Below are 14,432 nucleotides of genomic sequence, written 5' to 3'. Positions count from 1 at the left end.
GTGTGGTCGGCGGGCGTCCGCCATCCTACGGGCCGGGTACGGCCGGGCCCGGGCCGGGGCCCTCGCCCACGACACCCACACCCGTGGGGTCCTGACCGGCGCGGACGACGACGCCGTGCCCGGCGAGCACGCGCACGAGCTCGTCGTGGCCGCGCGAGACGTCCCAGTGCACCCCGACCATGCCGGCGACGCGCGCACCCTCGACGTTGCGCACGGTGTCGTCGACGAAGAGCACCTCGCCCGGGTCCGCGCCGATCCGCGCCGCAGCCTCGCGGAAGAACCGCGGGTCCGGCTTGGCGAGCCCGAGCTCGCACGAGTACCAGCTCGTGTCGAACTCGGCGTCGTAACCGAGGGTCCGGCGCATGAACGGCACGCGCCGGCTCTCCTGGTTGGTGCCCAGGTGCACGCCGTAGCCGCTCGCGCGCAGCGCCCGCACGAGGTCGAACGACGTGTCCACGACCTCGAGCGCGTCGAACCAGATCGCGCGGTACACGTCCTCCGCCGGCTCCGTCACGCCGTACCGCTCCAGTCCGGCGGCGAGCACGGGGAGGTAGTCGCCGTCGCCCACGAGCATGGGCAGCTCCTCGCTCCAGGTCTCGAGCAGGAACTCCCGGGTCCGGTCACCGAGGTAGCGCTCGACCGCCGCGTACCAGCCGTCGGGGATGTGCTGGAGCACGCCGTCGGCGTCGAACAGGACGTGGCGCAGTGTCATGGCCGTCACCCTAGCGGCGGGGTCGTCGGGCCGGGACCGGTGGCCGTGGCGATGGGCGGGGCGGGCCGCCGTAGGATCCACGGGTGACGTCGCGACCGGACCAGGACCACGCCCAGCCCCTCGTCGGAGTGCTCGGAGGTGTCGGGCCGCTCGCCACGGCGTACTTCCTCCAGCTCCTCGTCGAGCTCACGGAGGCCGAGCGTGACCAGGACCACGTGGACGCCGTCGTGCTCAACCACGCGACGATCCCGGACCGCACGGCGTTCATCCTCGGGCGCTCGGACGCCGACCCCGGCCCGGTGCTGGCGCTCGACGCGGGACGGCTCGAGCGCTTCGGGGCGGACTTCCTCGTCATGCCGTGCAACACGGCCCACTACTTCACCCAGCAGGTGCTCGACGCGATCAGCGTCCCGTTCGTGTCCATCATCGACACGACGGTCGACGCCGCCCGGACGCGCGTCGCCGACCTGCGCGCGGTGGGCCTGCTCGCGACGGCGGGCACCGCGGCGTCGGGCGTCTACCAGGACGCCTTCGCGCGCCACGGCGTCGACGCGCTCGTCCCGGACGACGCCGACCAGGCGCTCGTGTCGCAGATCATCTACGAGCAGGTCAAGGCCGGACGGCCCGTCGACATCGAGACGTTCCGCGCCGTCGCGGGTCGGCTCGTCGAGCGCGGTGCCCAGGTGATCGTGCTGGGCTGCACGGAGCTGTCGGTGGTCGCGGTCGACCACGACCTGCTCGCCGACCCGCTCTACCTCGATTCGACCGACCAGCTCGCCCGCGCGACCATCCGCCGCGCGGGGCACCGCGTCCGCGGGGAGTGACCAGGCCGCAGGTGCGGCGCGAGGGGCCGGGTCAGCCGAGCTCGCTCGTGCCCGAGTACAGGTGCAGCACCGGGACGTGGAGCTCCTCGCGCGCGCGGGACGCCCAGTCGGTGTGGAACGTGTCCTCGACCGCGTGCGGGTACGTCACGACGACGATCTCGCGCGCACCCCCGGCCGCCACGGCCGTGCGCAGCGCCGGCAGAGGGTCGTCGTCGACCACGACCCCGTCCGCCTCGCGACCCGCCGCGCGCAGCTCGGCCACGCTGCGCTCGAGCTGCTCGCTCGCCTCCGCCTTGGCCGTCGCGGGCGAGGGCTCGCGCCCCAGGACCTCGTCCCACGCCTCCTTGAGCTCGCCCACGCTCAGGTGGTCGATGATCCCGGAGATCACGTTGCGCTCCGTGTCCGCGGGCACGAGGACCCGGTAGGCGAGCTGCTCGTCCTCGTGCAGCGACAGGATGTGCTGCACGTCGGCCGGGTTCAGCGTGTCTTCGGTCAGGACGAGGATCGTGTCGGTCACGCGGGTCAGCCTATCGGCAGGAGCCAGCGCGCGGCGGTCGTACCGGCGGGGGAGCCCGGCCGGTCCTCGGGGCTGTGCAGCAGGTGGGCGAGGCGCGCGCCCCGGGGCGGGAGCGCCGTCGTGCCGGACGGCGCCGTCCCGGCCACGATGCGGCCGGGACCGCGTCCGACGACGGTCGGGGTCGTGGTGACGCACAGCTCGTCGACGAGGTCCGCCGCGAGCAGGTCGCCCAGGAGGGTCGGCCCGCCCTCGGTGAGCACGCGGGCCAGGCCGCGGTCGGCGAGCGCGGCGAGCCCCGCGGCCAGGTCCACGCCGACGCCCGGCTCGGGCTCGTCCTGCACGCCCGCGGCGTCCTGCCCGACGACGAGCACCCGGTCCGCGGGCACGTCGCCTCTCGCCGTGGCGGCCCCGGCAGGCCCGGTGAGCACGTACGGCGGCCGGTCACCGTGCGCGAGCGGCTCGGGCACACGACCCGTCCGGGTCACGATCGCGAGCTCGAGCGGGGCGTCGTGCAGGTGCCGCAGGCCGCGCGGCCGGTCGAGCGCGGTGTAGCCCTCGGCACGGGCGGTCCCCGCGCCGACGAGCACGACGTCGGCGAGCGCGCGCAGGACCCGGAAGACCCGCCAGTCGGCGTCGTCGTTGATGGACCCCGAGCGGTGGTCCGGGCCCCACGCCGCGCCGTCGGCGCTCGCGACCATGTTGGCGCGCACCACGTGGGCGGCGCGCGACGGCGGCCCGTACGCGTAGAGGACCGCGAGACGTTCCTCCCGCGGGTCGGGAAGCAGGTGCTCCGCGGCGGGCAGGAGCACGTCGAGCGGGGGAAGGTCCGTGCGTCCCGCGGGCGGCTCGGTGGGCGCCGCAGCGGGCTCGTCGGAGGGTGCCGTGGTGGAGGTCACAGCGGCCAGGCTAGCCGCAGGCGTAGGCTGGATCCTCGTGACTGCGCCCGTCGCCGGTGGCGCCTCGGCCCCGGCAGCCCTCCCCGGCACCGCCCGCGCGTCGGCCTCCGACGCGGCTCCCGCCGTGCCCGGACGCGCGCGCGCCCTTGCGGACGTCCGCCCGTCCGTCCCGCCCGCACGGCTCCTGGCCGACCTCCTGCCGCCGCGGCACTTCGCCGACGCCCGCTTCTCGACCTACCGCGCGAACCCCGCGTACCCGAGCCAGGCGCGCACCGTCGCGCGGCTCGAGGAGGTCGCGGCCGCCGTCGTGAAGCCCGCGCGCAAGGGACTCTTCGGCGGCCGCAAGCAGACCGCGCCCGCGGTGTACATGGACGGCGGGTTCGGCGTCGGCAAGACCCACCTCCTCACGTCCCTCGCGCACGCCGTGGGCCTCGACGTGAGCGCCTACGGCACGTTCGTCGAGTACACGAACCTCGTGGGCGCGCTCGGCTTCCAGGCGACCGTGGACGCGCTCGCCACGAAGAAGCTCGTGTGCATCGACGAGTTCGAGCTCGACGACCCGGGCGACACCGTGCTCATGTCCCGGCTCCTGCGCGAGCTCGCCGACCGCGGCGTCGCGCTCGCGGCGACGTCGAACACGCTGCCCGAGGCGCTCGGCGAGGGCCGCTTCGCGGCCGAGGACTTCCTGCGCGAGATCCAGGCGCTCGCGGCCCGGTTCGAGGTGCTGCGCGTCGACGGCGAGGACTACCGCCACCGCGCGGTCGTCACCGACTCCGCCCCGCTCCCCGAGGACGCCGTGCGGGCCGCCGTCGCAGGCCGGCCCGGGGCCACGCTGGACGGGTTCGACGACCTGCTCGGGCACCTCTCCCAGGTGCACCCGAGCCGCTACCGCGCACTGCTCGACGGCGTCGAGGTCGTCGCGCTCACCGGCGTGCACACCGTGACCGAGCAGTCGGCCGCGCTGCGCCTCGTCGTCCTCGTCGACCGCCTCTACGACCGCGACGTGCCGGTGCTGCTCGCCGGGTCGGGCGACTACGCGGGCGAGCGGAGCCTGTTCACGGAGGAGATGCTGCGCGGCGGGTACCGCAAGAAGTACTACCGCGCGCTCTCCCGCCTCGGTGCGCTGGCCGAGGACGGTCGCGCGGTCGCGCGCGCGTCCGCCTGACGCGAGCGCGCACGGTCCCGCGGCTCACGTCGCGGCGAGGCGCTTCTTCTCGACCTCGATGTCGAAGTCGGCCGGGGGCCAGCCGAGGTCGAGGCGACGCAGCGCGTCGAGCAGCAGCTCGCTCACCGCGAGACGCGCGAACCACTTGCGGTCGGCGGGGACCACGTGCCAGGGCGCGGCCTCCGTGCTCGTCCGGTCGAGGACGGCCTGGTACGCCTCCTGGTACGCGGGCCACTTCTGGCGCGAGTCGACGTCGTTCGGGTTGTACTTCCAGAACTTGTCCGGTCGCTCGAGGCGCTCCATGAGCCGCGCGCGCTGCTCCTCGTAGGAGACGAGCAGCGCGACCTTGACGATCGTGGTCCCGGACGCGACGACCTTCTCCTCGAACCGGTTGATCTCGTCGTACCGCGCCTCCCAGACGTCGGGGGCCACGAGGCCGTCGACGCGCGCGACCAGCACGTCCTCGTAGTGGGAACGGTCGAAGACGCCGATGTACCCGGGCTCGGGCAGGGCGCGGCGGATGCGCCAGAGGTAGTGGTGCTTGCGCTCCTCGGGCGTCGGGACGCCGAACGAGCGGTGCGCGACGCCCTGCGGGTCGACGAGGCCGACGACGTGCCGCACGATGCCGCCCTTGCCCGCGGTGTCCATGCCCTGGAGCACGAGCAGCACGGAGCGCGAGCCGCCCGACCGGCCCTCGGCGAACAGGCGCTCCTGGAGCTCGGAGAGCTCGTCCGCGTGCCGCGCGACGAGGGCCTGTCCGGCGGCCTTGTCGCCCGCGAAGCCCGGGGTCGAGCCACGGTCGAACGCTGCCAGGTCGAACCCGGCGCGCACGCGCAGCGACTCGGTCGGGGCGACCTCCCAGTCGGTGTCGAGCGCCGCCGACGCCGAGCCCGACCCTGCGCCGGCACCGGAGCCGGACGTCGAGCCCTTGCCGTGCTTCTTCTTCGACTTCTTCTTCGTCGTCGACATGGGCGTGAGCGTAGTCACACCCAGGCCAGGACGGCGACCGAACGCGCGGGGAGGTCGACGCCGCGCCGGTGCACGCTCGTCGCGGGGTCCCACGCGGCGAGCACGCGCGGCGTACCGCCGAGCGCGAGCCGGAGCCGCCGGGGCTCCTCGCCGAGGTTGACCGCGACCGCGACGGTCCGCCGGTCCACGACGAACGCGGGACCGCCGTGCGGGGCGGACGCCGCGGACGGCTCCTCGCCGGACGCGTCGTCCTCCACGCCGTCGGGCCCGTGCACCCGCACGACCGAGAGGTCGCCCGAGCGGACGTCCGGGCGCGACCGCAGCGCCACCAGCGCCCGGTACCAGGCGAGCAACCGCGCGTGCTCGCCCCGGTCGCGCTCGTCCCAGTCGAGGACGCTGGCGTCGCGGGTCTCCCGCGCCTGCGGGTCGGGGACGGGTGCGCCGTCGGCCCACCCGTGGTCGGCGAACTCGGCGGCACGGCCGCGCCGGACCGCCTCGGCGAGCTCCGGCTCGGCGTGGTCGGTGAAGAACTGCCACGGCGTGGACGCGCCCCACTCCTCGCCCATGAAGAGCAGCGGCGTGAACGGGGAGACGAGCACGAGCGCCGCGGCCGTGGCGAGCCCCCCGCCGTCGAGCGTGGCCGACGTCCGGTCCCCGAACGCGCGGTTGCCGACCTGGTCGTGGTTCTGCGCGCTCACGACGAACGCGTGCCCGTCGGCCCCCGCGGGTACCGGGTGGCCCCACGTGCGGCCGCGGAAGGTGGAGAACGTGCCGTCGTGCACGAACACGCCCGTGAGGGCCTTGCGCAGCACCGCGACCGAGCCGAAGTCGACGTAGTAGCCCTGCCGCTCGCCGGTGAGGAGCGCGTGCACGGCGTGGTGGACGTCGTCGGCCCACTGGGCGCGCATGCCCCGCCCGCCCTGCTCGACGCCCGTGACCGTGGCCGGGTCGTTCTCGTCCGACTCCGCCACGAGGGTGAGCGGCCGCCCGAGCTCCTGCTCGACCCGGTCGACGCGTCGCGCGAGCTCGGCCAGCAGGTGCGTGGGGGAGTCGTCGACGAGCGCGTGCACGGCGTCGAGGCGCAGCGCGTCGACGTGGAACTCGACGAACCATCGCTCGGCGTTGTCGATCACCCACTCGCGCACCTCGCGGCTGCCCGGGCGGTCGAGGTTCACCGCCGAGCCCCAGGGAGTCTCGTGCGCGTCCGTGAAGTACGGGCCGAACTCCGGCAGGTAGTTCCCCGACGGACCGAGGTGGTTGTAGACGACGTCCAGCACGACCGCGAGCCCGCGCGCGTGCGCGGCGTCCACGAACCGCTGGAGCGCGCGGGGACCGCCGTACGGCTCGTGCACCGCGTACGGGTGCACGCCGTCGTAGCCCCAGCCACGCTCGCCGCCGAACGCCGCGACCGGCAGGAGCTCGACCGCGCCGACGCCCAGGTCGACCAGGTGGTCGAGCCGGTCGATCGCGGCGTCGAGCGTGCCCTGCGGCGTGAACGTCCCCACGTGCAGCTCGTAGAGGACCTCGCCCCGTACGTCCCGGCCCTCCCACGCGTCGTCGGTCCACGCGAACGCCGCGTCGAACGTGCGGCTCGGACCGTGCACGCCGTAGGGCTGCCACGGGCTGCGGGGGTCTGGCCGGCCCGGTCCGCCGTCGACGGCGAAGCCGTAGTCCGTGCCCCACGGCAGCTCGTGGTCGTAGCCCCACCAGCCGGGCACGTGCGCGCCCACGAGGCGCAGCGGTCGTCGCTCGGCGCCGTCGAACGTGCCCGAGCCGGGCTCGGGCAGGAGCAGCTCGACGCCGCGCGCCGTCGGCGCCCAGACGAGGGGTCGTGGCCCGGGCACGGAGAGCATGGGGGTCGCGCGGGGCGGGGGGACGCGGGGTGCGGGGGCGCCGGACGTCGGGGTTCTCGGATCGGTCGTCACGGCGCGTCCTCGGCGGGCTCCCGCGTCTCGCCCGGGCTCGCGACGGCGGCGCTCCCGGCGTCGCCCCGGTCGACGAGCAGCGCGACCGGCAGGTCGGCGAGCAGGTCTGCCACGCGCACCGTGCCGGACGGGTGCTCGCGCCCGGTGAGCACGTCGACCCACGCCCCCGTGCCCTCGGGCAGCGCGACGACGTGGTCGCGCCACCCGCCGAGCCGGTCGACCGTGCCGGCGAGGCGCGTCGCGACGGTCACCACGCGCGCGACGGGCGCGGCGTCCGCGTCGGCGCCCGTGCGCGGGCCGCGCGGCGTCGTGCGCGCGAACGCGAGCGCGCACGGCGTCGACGACGCGACGGGGGCGTACCCGGCGCCCTCGCCCACGAACGCGTCGGCGAGGGCTCGGCGCAGCCGCAGCGCGCGCGCCGTGACGAGCAGCTTCTCGTCCGCGAGCGTGCGCGCGGGCGCCCCGCCGTCGAGCCGCGCCAGCCGCTCCGTCAGCGCCTCGACGTCGACCGGGCGGCGGTTGTCCGGGTCCACGAGGGTCGGCGCGTAGGACTCCGCCCCCTGGTACACGTCCGCGACGCCGGGCGCCGTGAGCCGGACGAGCGTGATCCCGAGGCTCGCGGCGCGCAGCTCCTCGCGGTGCTCCCGGGACCACCGGGCGAAGGCGCCTGTCACGGCCGGGTCGGCGAGCGCGCGCCGCGCGAGGTCCGCGACGGCCTCCTCGTAGGCGTCGTCCGGGCTCGTCCAGGACGTCGCGACCTTGGCCTCGCGGAGCGCCTTGCGCAGGTAGTCGACGAGGCGGTCGGGCGCGATCGCCGCGACGGCCGTGCCGGCGGTCGTGACGACGCCCGGGTCGGCCCCGGCGCCCGCGTCGGGCAGCCACGTCCCCGCGACCGTCTGCCACAGCAGGTTCTCCGCGAGCCCGTCCACGAGCACCCCGCGGTAGGGCGCGGTCGCCGCGCGGACCTCGTCGACGAGGCGTGACCAGCCCGCCGCGTCCTCGGAGAGCACCCCGAGCGCGGCGCGCGTGTCCTCGCCGCGCTTGGTGTCGTGCGTGGAGCCCGCCGTGAGGGCGTGCGGGGTGAGCGCGGCGAACCGCTGCGCGAACGCGTGCCAGTCGTGCACGCCGAGGCTGAACCGGTCCGGCTCGCCCCCCACCTCGCACAGGCTCACGAGCTCCGGCCAGCGGTAGAACGCGGTGTCCTCCACGCCCTTCGCCGTCACGGCCCCGCACACCTGCTGGAAGCGCACCACGAGCTCGTCGCGCCGCGCCTCCCGGCGCCGTCCCGCGCTCCCCACCTCCCGGCCCAGGACGAGGTCGACCACGACGGCGAGCGTCTCCGCGCGCTCCGGGTCGAGCCGTGCCCGCGCACGCTCGGCCGCCTCCTCGACCGCCCGGACCGCCTCGTGCCGCGGCGGCGTGCCCGGGACGACGTACGCCCGGTACCGGTCGAACGCGACGAGCAGCTCGCGCAGGCACTGGTGCAGGCCGCGCCACGTGTGGTCGCGCAGCCGCGGGTCGTCGTGGCAGACGGCGGCCGCCAGGTCGGTCAGCCGGTGCACCTCCGCGTACAACGGCCCTGCGACGACCTCGCGCTTCGCCTCCTCGACGAGGGCGCCCAGGCCGCCCGGCGCCGCGCCCGTGAGGCGCGTCATCACCGCGTCGAGGCCCGACCGGCCGCCCGGGTCGACGAAGAGCTGCTGGAGCCGCCACGCGACGTCGTACCCCGTGGTCCCGACCGTCGCCCAGTCCGGGGGCACCTGCTCCTCGCCCGCGAGGATCTTCTCCACGACGACCCAGGCGCCGTCCGTGCGGTCGGCGAGGCGCTGGAGGTACTGCGCCGGGTCCGCGAGGCCGTCCGGGTGGTCGATGCGCAGGCCGTCGACCGTGCCGTCCGTGACGAGGCCGAGCACGAGCTCGTGCGTCGCGTCGAACACCTCCTCGTCCTCGACCCGGACGGCGACGAGCGAACCGACGTCGAAGAAGCGCCGGTAGTTGAGCTCCTCGTCGCCGACGCGCCAGTACGCGAGGCGGTAGTGCTGGCGCTCCACCAGCTCGGTGAGCGGCAGGTCCTCCGTGCCCGCCCGCACCGGGAAGACGTGGTCGTAGTACCGCAGCACGCGCCGGGACCCCGGCCACCCGGGAACCTGGACCTCGTCGAGCACGATCTCGCCCGCCGCGAGAGCGTCGCCCAGTCGCGCGCCGAGGACCGGCATGAGCACCGCGCCCTCGCCCGCCGACCAGTCGACGTCGAACCACCGGGCGTAGGGCGAGTCGGCGCCGTCCTCCAGCACCGACCACAGCGCGCGGTTGTGCCAGGCGGGCGTCGGCACGGCCATGTGGTTCGGCACGACGTCCAGCACCAGGCCCATCCCGGCCGCGCGGGCGCTCTCGGCCAGGCGCTCCAGGCCCTCGCGGCCGCCGAGCTCGTCGCTGACGCGCGTGTGGTCGACCACGTCGTACCCGTGGGTCGAGCCGGGCGCGGCCTGGAGCACGGGAGAGAGGTAGAGGTGCGTGACCCCGAGCGACGCGAGGTAGGGCACCTGGCGCACGGCGTCGTCGAACGTCAGGTCGGGGCCGAGCTGCAGCCGGTACGTCGAGACCGGGACGCGGGGCGGCGCGCCGGTCGCGGCTGCGTCGCGTGCGGGGACCGTCATCGCAGCGGCGGGCGGGTCAGGACGATGACGCTGCGTCCCGTCACGGAGACCGTGTCGCCCGGGCGCAGGGAGTCGCCGACGTCGACCGTGCCGTCGGTGTCCAGCACGACGTCCCAGCCCTCCCCGTACGCCGCGGGCGGCACGGTGAACTCGAGGGCGTCCGAGTGGGCGTTGAGGAGCAGCAGGAACGAGTCGTCGACGATCGGCTCACCGCGCCGGTCCTGCTCGGGGATCGCGTCGCCGTTGAGGAACACCATGACGGTGCGCGCGTACGCGTGGTCCCAGTCCTGCTGGTCCATGCGCGACCCGGTGATGTCGAGCCACTCGATGTCGGGCAGCTCGTCGTCGGTCGTCCCGGCGCCGCCGCGGCCCAGGAAGAAGCGCCGCCGGTGCAGCACGGGGTGGTCGCGGCGCAGCCACACGACGCGGCGGGCGAAGTCGAGGAGCGCGGCCCGCTCGTCGTCGAGGCCCTCCTCGCCGCCCCAGTCCATCCACGTGATCTCGTTGTCCTGGCAGTACCCGTTGTTGTTGCCGCCCTGCGTGCGCGCGATCTCGTCGCCGTGCGCGAGCATCGGCACACCCTGGGAGAGCAGCAGCGTGGCGAGGAAGTTGCGGCGCTGGCGCGCGCGGAGCGCCCGCACCTCGGGGTCGTCCGTCGGCCCCTCGACCCCGCAGTTCCACGACCGGTTGTGGCTCTCGCCGTCGTTGTTGCCCTCGCCGTTGGCCTCGTTGTGCTTCTCGTCGTAGGAGACGAGGTCGTTCAGCGTGAAGCCGTCGTGCGCCGTGACGAAGTTGATCGACGCGATGGGCTTGCGGCCGCTGTGCTCGTAGAGGTCGGACGAGCCCGTGAGCCGGCTGGCGAGCTCGGGCAGCGTCGAGGGCTCGCCGCGCCAGAAGTCGCGCACGGTGTCCCGGTACTGCCCGTTCCACTCGGTCCACAGCGGCGGGAAGCCGCCCACCTGGTAGCCGCCGTCGCCGAGGTCCCACGGCTCGGCGATGAGCTTCACCTGGGAGATCACCGGGTCCTGCTGCACGATGTCGAAGAACGCCGAGAGGCGGTCGACCTCGTGGAACTGCCGCGCCAGGGTCGCCGCGAGGTCGAAGCGGAACCCGTCGACGTGCATCTCGGTCACCCAGTAGCGCAGCGAGTCCATGATGAGCTGGAGCACGTGCGGCGAGCGCATGAGGAGCGAGTTGCCCGTGCCGGTCGTGTCGAAGTAGTGCGCCTCGTCGCCGTCGACCAGCCGGTAGTACGCCTTGTTGTCGATGCCGCGGAAGCTCAGGGTCGGACCGAGGTGGTTGCCCTCGGCGGTGTGGTTGTAGACGACGTCGAGGATGACCTCGATGCCCGCCTCGTGCAGCGCCTTGACCATGGTCTTGAACTCCATGACCTGCTGCCCCCGCGTGCCGTACGCCGCGTAGCCGTTGTGGGGCGCGAAGAACCCGATGGTGTTGTAGCCCCAGTAGTTCGACAGCCCCTTCTCGACGAGCGTGGGGTCGTTGACGAACTGGTGCACCGGCATGAGCTCGACCGCCGTGACGCCGAGCGTCACGAGGTGCTCGATCACGGCGGGGTGCGCCATGCCCGCGTACGTGCCGCGCAGCTCGTCCGGCACGTCCGGGTGGAGCATCGTCATGCCCTTGACGTGCGCCTCGTAGATCACGCTGTCGTGGTAGTCCCGGTTCGGCGGGCGGTCGTGCCCCCAGTCGAAGTAGGGGTTGATGACGACCGAGACCATCGTGTGCCCGGCCGAGTCGTCGTCGTTGAGCGGGGGAGCGGGCGCGTCCTCGGCGTCCTCGTCCTCAGGGGTCTCGTCCGCCGGCGTCGCGTCGCCGCCGTCGGCGAAGCGGTAGGAGAACAGGGACTCGTCGCCGTCCACCCGGCCCTCGATCGCCTTCGCGTACGGGTCCAGGAGCAGCTTGGCCGGGTTGCAGCGGTGGCCGTTCGCCGGGTCGTACGGGCCGTGCACGCGGTAGCCGTAGCGGGTGCCGGGGCCCTTCCCAGGGAGGTAGACGTGCCAGACGTGCGCGTCCACCTCCTCGAGGTCGACGCGCGTCTCGGTGCCGTCGTCGCCGAGGAGGCAGAGCTCGACGCGCTCCGCGACCTCGGAGAACAGGGCGAAGTTCGTCCCTGTCCCGTCGTAGGTGGCGCCCAACGGGTAGGGGTGGCCTGGCCAGGTCTGCATGCCCCTGAGGATTCCACGCACCCCGGGTCTCTGTCGTCGCAGGAGGCGCCTGATCCCGAGTGACGGGGGACACGCAGACGAAATAGTGTGCCAAGCGCGGAGGATGTCCGGCGCACGTCACGTACCCGTCCCACCACGGGGGCCCTGACCGCGCCGCGCCGCGGACGGTCGTGCATGGCGGCGTCGGACCTGGTAGACCCGTGCCTATGAGCACCCACGCAGACCACCGCGACGATCTCAACGAGTCCGACGTCGCCTCCGCACGACTGTCCCCCCGCCGCGAGGAGGAGGGGGAGGCCGTCGGTGACGTGCTGACCGGTGGGGACGCGACCAAGGCACCGCAGTCGCTCTCGGAGAACGAGCGCCGGCCGATCGACGGCGCGTCGTCGGGCACGTCCTGGGACGACCCCGACGAGCTCTGAGCATCAGTCCACGCGCGGCAGCCGGTCGGCGTCGACCGGGATGAGGCGGGGCATCCCCGCCGGCGCGACCGCGCTGAGAGCGAGGTAGCGCGCCTCCGCGCGATGGAGGCGGATGTGCTCGTCGACGGTCCAGTCCGGGCCGTTCGTCAGCGACATGCCGCACGAGCAGTCGATCGTCACCCGACCCGCCCGGTCCTCACGGACCTGCCCGGTGGTCACGTGCGCCGAACGAGCGTCCGCCTTCGCGCGACGCATGCTCGCGCTGACGGGTTCGGGGCGCGTGGCCTCGGGCGGCGGGGTCGGGGCGGGTGCGACGCTCACAGAGTCCGAGCCTAGACGGAGTCGCGCGGGCAGGTGCACGCAGCGCACGTCTGCGACCGACGGGACCGCGGGTCCGTCGGCCGTCTCAGTGGGTGTGGGCGATCCCCAGGGCGTGCGCCCGCTCGTGCTCGAGCTCGGCGGCCTCGCGCGCGGCGATGCGGGCCCGGACCTCCTCGCGCCGGAGCGGGGGGACGGTCGTCGGCGGGTTGCGGCGCTCCGGCAGCTCGCCGAGGAGCCGCGCGACGATGGCCGTGACCTCGTCGACCGCCCGCTCGAACGGCTCCTGCGTCGCGGCGCTCGTGCGCTGGATCCCCGTCACCTTCCGGACGAACTGGCGAGCGGCCGCCTCGATCTCCTCGTCCGTGGCGGGGGGCTCGAGGCCGCGCAGGGTCGTGATGTTCCGGCACATGCCCTCGACGCTACGTGCGGGCGCGGAGCACCACAAGGGCGTCCCGCCTCGTCAGGCGAAGCGCGCCGAGAGGGCAAGGGTCTCGCCGACGTCGACGCGGACGTCCGCGAGGCGGACGCCCGGCGGGAGGTCGGACACGAGGTCGACCTGGCGACCCTCGACCTTGGCGAGCTCGCCGCGCGCCGCGACGAGCAGCGCCGCGACGACGGGGTTGCGGCTCGACAGCTCGAGGTCCCGGACGGTCAGCACCATCTGCGCGTCGACCACGGCGGTCGCCGTCGCGCGGACGCTCGCGGAGAGGATGCCCTTGCGGACCCGGGCGAACCCGCGGAGCGTGACGCTGCGGGGTCCCGCCGACTCGAGCTCGACGTCGAGCGACGCGAGGGTGAGGCCGAGGTTCTGGAGCTCCGTGGCCACGAGCCGCCGGGCGGTCGCGACGATCGCGTCGCGCGGCGCCGCGACCCGGACGTGGCCGGTCAGGGGCGCGGCGTCGTCCGGCTCGACGCCCTCGACCCCGAGGCCGCCGGCGGTGTCCTCGACCCAGCGGAAGCGCAGACCTGCGGCCTCGGCGACGACGTCCACCGGCACGTCCTCGACGACGAGCGGGTGGGCGTCGACGCGCAGCCGGCGCAGAACGGCGTCCTCGCGCGAGCGCACGTCCTCGACGTCGGAGGTCGTGGGGCCGGACGAGGTCGCGTCCGTCGGCGTGCCCCGGGGCGCGCCGCCGACGCGCACGTGCACCCCGGTCAGGTCGACGTCGAGCCGCGCGACGTCGGCGCCGTCGAGGTCGGCGTCGATCCGGGCACGCTCGGCGCCCTGGACGGTCGGTCCGAGCGCGTCGAGCAGGACGGGGCGCAGCCGGGCGAGGAGCTCGGCGGCGGTCGTGGGGCGCGGGGCGGTGCCGAGCGGCAGCACGTCGTGGGCGGGGCGCAGGTCGGGCATGGGCCGAGAGTAGTGGACGACGAAGGCCGCCCCGCGGAACGCGGGACGGCCTTCGTGCTGGTGGGCGATACTGGGATCGAACCAGTGACCTCTTCCGTGTCAGGGAAGCGCGCTACCGCTGCGCCAATCGCCCGGGTGATGCTGCACTGCCTGCGAGGTGGAGATGGGATTCGAACCCACGTATACGGCTTTGCAGGCCGCTGCCTCGCCTCTCGGCCACTCCACCTTGAGACGCGTCCTCTCTCACGCTCCCGCAGGAACAGGCCAGAGAGTGGGCCTCCGAGCGGATGACGGGACTCGAACCCGCGACCCTCACCTTGGCAAGGTGATGCTCTACCAACTGAGCCACATCCGCGCGGCCGGTCCGTCGGGCTCCTGAGAGCCTTGGTGATCCGGCGCGAAGCACATACTAGCCGACTTCCCGCCCGGACCGTGCATCCGGTCCAGGTGATGATCGGCACGCGAGAGGCCGCTCCGGACGGTGCCG

The 14,432-nt window shown here is 74.5% G+C and carries 13 protein-coding genes and 3 tRNA genes; 3 read left to right on the top strand and 13 right to left on the bottom strand.

The genetic code is table 11. The annotated features are described in order from the left end of the window. Positions 1-25: 25 nt before the first annotated feature. On the bottom strand, positions 26-712 hold the full coding sequence (locus tag AC6CH9_RS05780; protein WP_498154042.1) for an HAD family hydrolase: 687 nt from the start codon (positions 710-712) through the stop codon (positions 26-28). 83 nt (positions 713-795) lie between these two features. Here AC6CH9_RS05780 and cuyB point away from each other — a divergent pair, with 83 nt between their 5' ends. Beyond that, the gene (gene cuyB, locus AC6CH9_RS05775) at positions 796-1,536 is read left to right on the top strand and encodes a cysteate racemase (RefSeq protein ID WP_498154041.1); all 741 of its coding nucleotides are present in this window, start codon (positions 796-798) and stop codon (positions 1,534-1,536) included. 31 nt (positions 1,537-1,567) lie between these two features. Here cuyB and AC6CH9_RS05770 read toward each other — a convergent pair whose 3' ends face one another. Both AC6CH9_RS05770 and AC6CH9_RS05765 read right to left on the bottom strand, forming a co-directional pair. Next, complete coding sequence (locus AC6CH9_RS05770; protein ID WP_336726476.1) at positions 1,568-2,053, bottom strand: hypothetical protein; 486 nt, start codon at positions 2,051-2,053, stop codon at positions 1,568-1,570. 5 nt (positions 2,054-2,058) lie between these two features. Continuing rightward, on the bottom strand, positions 2,059-2,949 hold the full coding sequence (locus AC6CH9_RS05765) for a dihydrofolate reductase family protein (protein WP_498154040.1): 891 nt from the start codon (positions 2,947-2,949) through the stop codon (positions 2,059-2,061). A gap of 124 nt (positions 2,950-3,073) precedes the next feature. On the opposite strand from AC6CH9_RS05765, the gene zapE reads away from it, so the two are divergent. Then, positions 3,074-4,114 carry a cell division protein ZapE gene (zapE, locus tag AC6CH9_RS05760; RefSeq protein WP_498154131.1) on the top strand — a complete coding sequence of 347 codons (1,041 nt, stop codon included), beginning with the start codon at positions 3,074-3,076 and terminating at the stop codon, positions 4,112-4,114. Between the two features lie 24 nt (positions 4,115-4,138). On the opposite strand, the gene AC6CH9_RS05755 is transcribed toward zapE, so the two are convergent. The 4 genes from AC6CH9_RS05755 to glgX form a co-directional block, all read right to left on the bottom strand. Continuing rightward, positions 4,139-5,083: a PPK2 family polyphosphate kinase gene (locus tag AC6CH9_RS05755; protein WP_498154039.1), complete on the bottom strand. Its 945-nt coding sequence runs from the start codon at positions 5,081-5,083 to the stop codon at positions 4,139-4,141. A 14-nt stretch (positions 5,084-5,097) separates the two neighbouring features. Continuing rightward, a complete protein-coding gene (gene treZ, locus AC6CH9_RS05750; protein WP_498154130.1) occupies positions 5,098-6,936 on the bottom strand; it encodes a malto-oligosyltrehalose trehalohydrolase in 1,839 nt (612 codons plus the stop codon). Positions 6,937-7,004: 68 nt separating this feature from the next. Next, positions 7,005-9,665 (bottom strand): malto-oligosyltrehalose synthase, encoded by a 2,661-nt coding sequence (gene treY, locus AC6CH9_RS05745; RefSeq protein WP_498154038.1) that lies wholly within the window; start codon positions 9,663-9,665, stop codon positions 7,005-7,007. After that, entirely contained in the window at positions 9,662-11,851 is a 2,190-nt protein-coding gene (gene glgX, locus AC6CH9_RS05740; RefSeq protein WP_498154037.1) for a glycogen debranching protein GlgX, read from the bottom strand. The genes treY and glgX overlap by 4 nt, the downstream gene beginning before the upstream one ends. 206 nt (positions 11,852-12,057) lie before the next feature. Here glgX and AC6CH9_RS05735 point away from each other — a divergent pair, with 206 nt between their 5' ends. Further along, positions 12,058-12,273, top strand: coding sequence for a hypothetical protein (locus tag AC6CH9_RS05735; protein WP_087471935.1), 216 nt, complete (start codon positions 12,058-12,060; stop codon positions 12,271-12,273). Between the two features lie 3 nt (positions 12,274-12,276). Here AC6CH9_RS05735 and AC6CH9_RS05730 read toward each other — a convergent pair whose 3' ends face one another. The 6 genes from AC6CH9_RS05730 to AC6CH9_RS05705 all read right to left on the bottom strand — a co-directional run bounded on the left by AC6CH9_RS05730 (position 12,277) and on the right by AC6CH9_RS05705 (position 14,300). Next, a complete protein-coding gene (locus AC6CH9_RS05730) occupies positions 12,277-12,594 on the bottom strand; it encodes a hypothetical protein (RefSeq protein ID WP_498154036.1) in 318 nt (105 codons plus the stop codon). 85 nt (positions 12,595-12,679) lie between these two features. Next, positions 12,680-13,003 carry a DUF2277 domain-containing protein gene (locus AC6CH9_RS05725; protein ID WP_498154035.1) on the bottom strand — a complete coding sequence of 108 codons (324 nt, stop codon included), beginning with the start codon at positions 13,001-13,003 and terminating at the stop codon, positions 12,680-12,682. 51 nt (positions 13,004-13,054) lie between these two features. Further along, positions 13,055-13,945, bottom strand: a complete 891-nt coding sequence (locus AC6CH9_RS05720) for a hypothetical protein (protein ID WP_498154034.1) — start codon at positions 13,943-13,945, stop codon at positions 13,055-13,057. Positions 13,946-14,003: 58 nt separating this feature from the next. Further along, positions 14,004-14,078: transfer RNA gene (locus AC6CH9_RS05715), tRNA-Val, on the bottom strand. Positions 14,079-14,100: 22 nt separating this feature from the next. After that, positions 14,101-14,171 (bottom strand) — tRNA-Cys (locus tag AC6CH9_RS05710). Between the two features lie 56 nt (positions 14,172-14,227). Beyond that, positions 14,228-14,300: transfer RNA gene (locus tag AC6CH9_RS05705), tRNA-Gly, on the bottom strand. Positions 14,301-14,432 lie beyond the last annotated feature (132 nt).

The organism is Cellulosimicrobium sp. GQ32 (genome assembly GCF_059758455.1).
The sequence above is the reverse complement of the archived record's forward strand: the minus strand, read 5'-3'. Positions and strand labels throughout refer to the sequence as shown.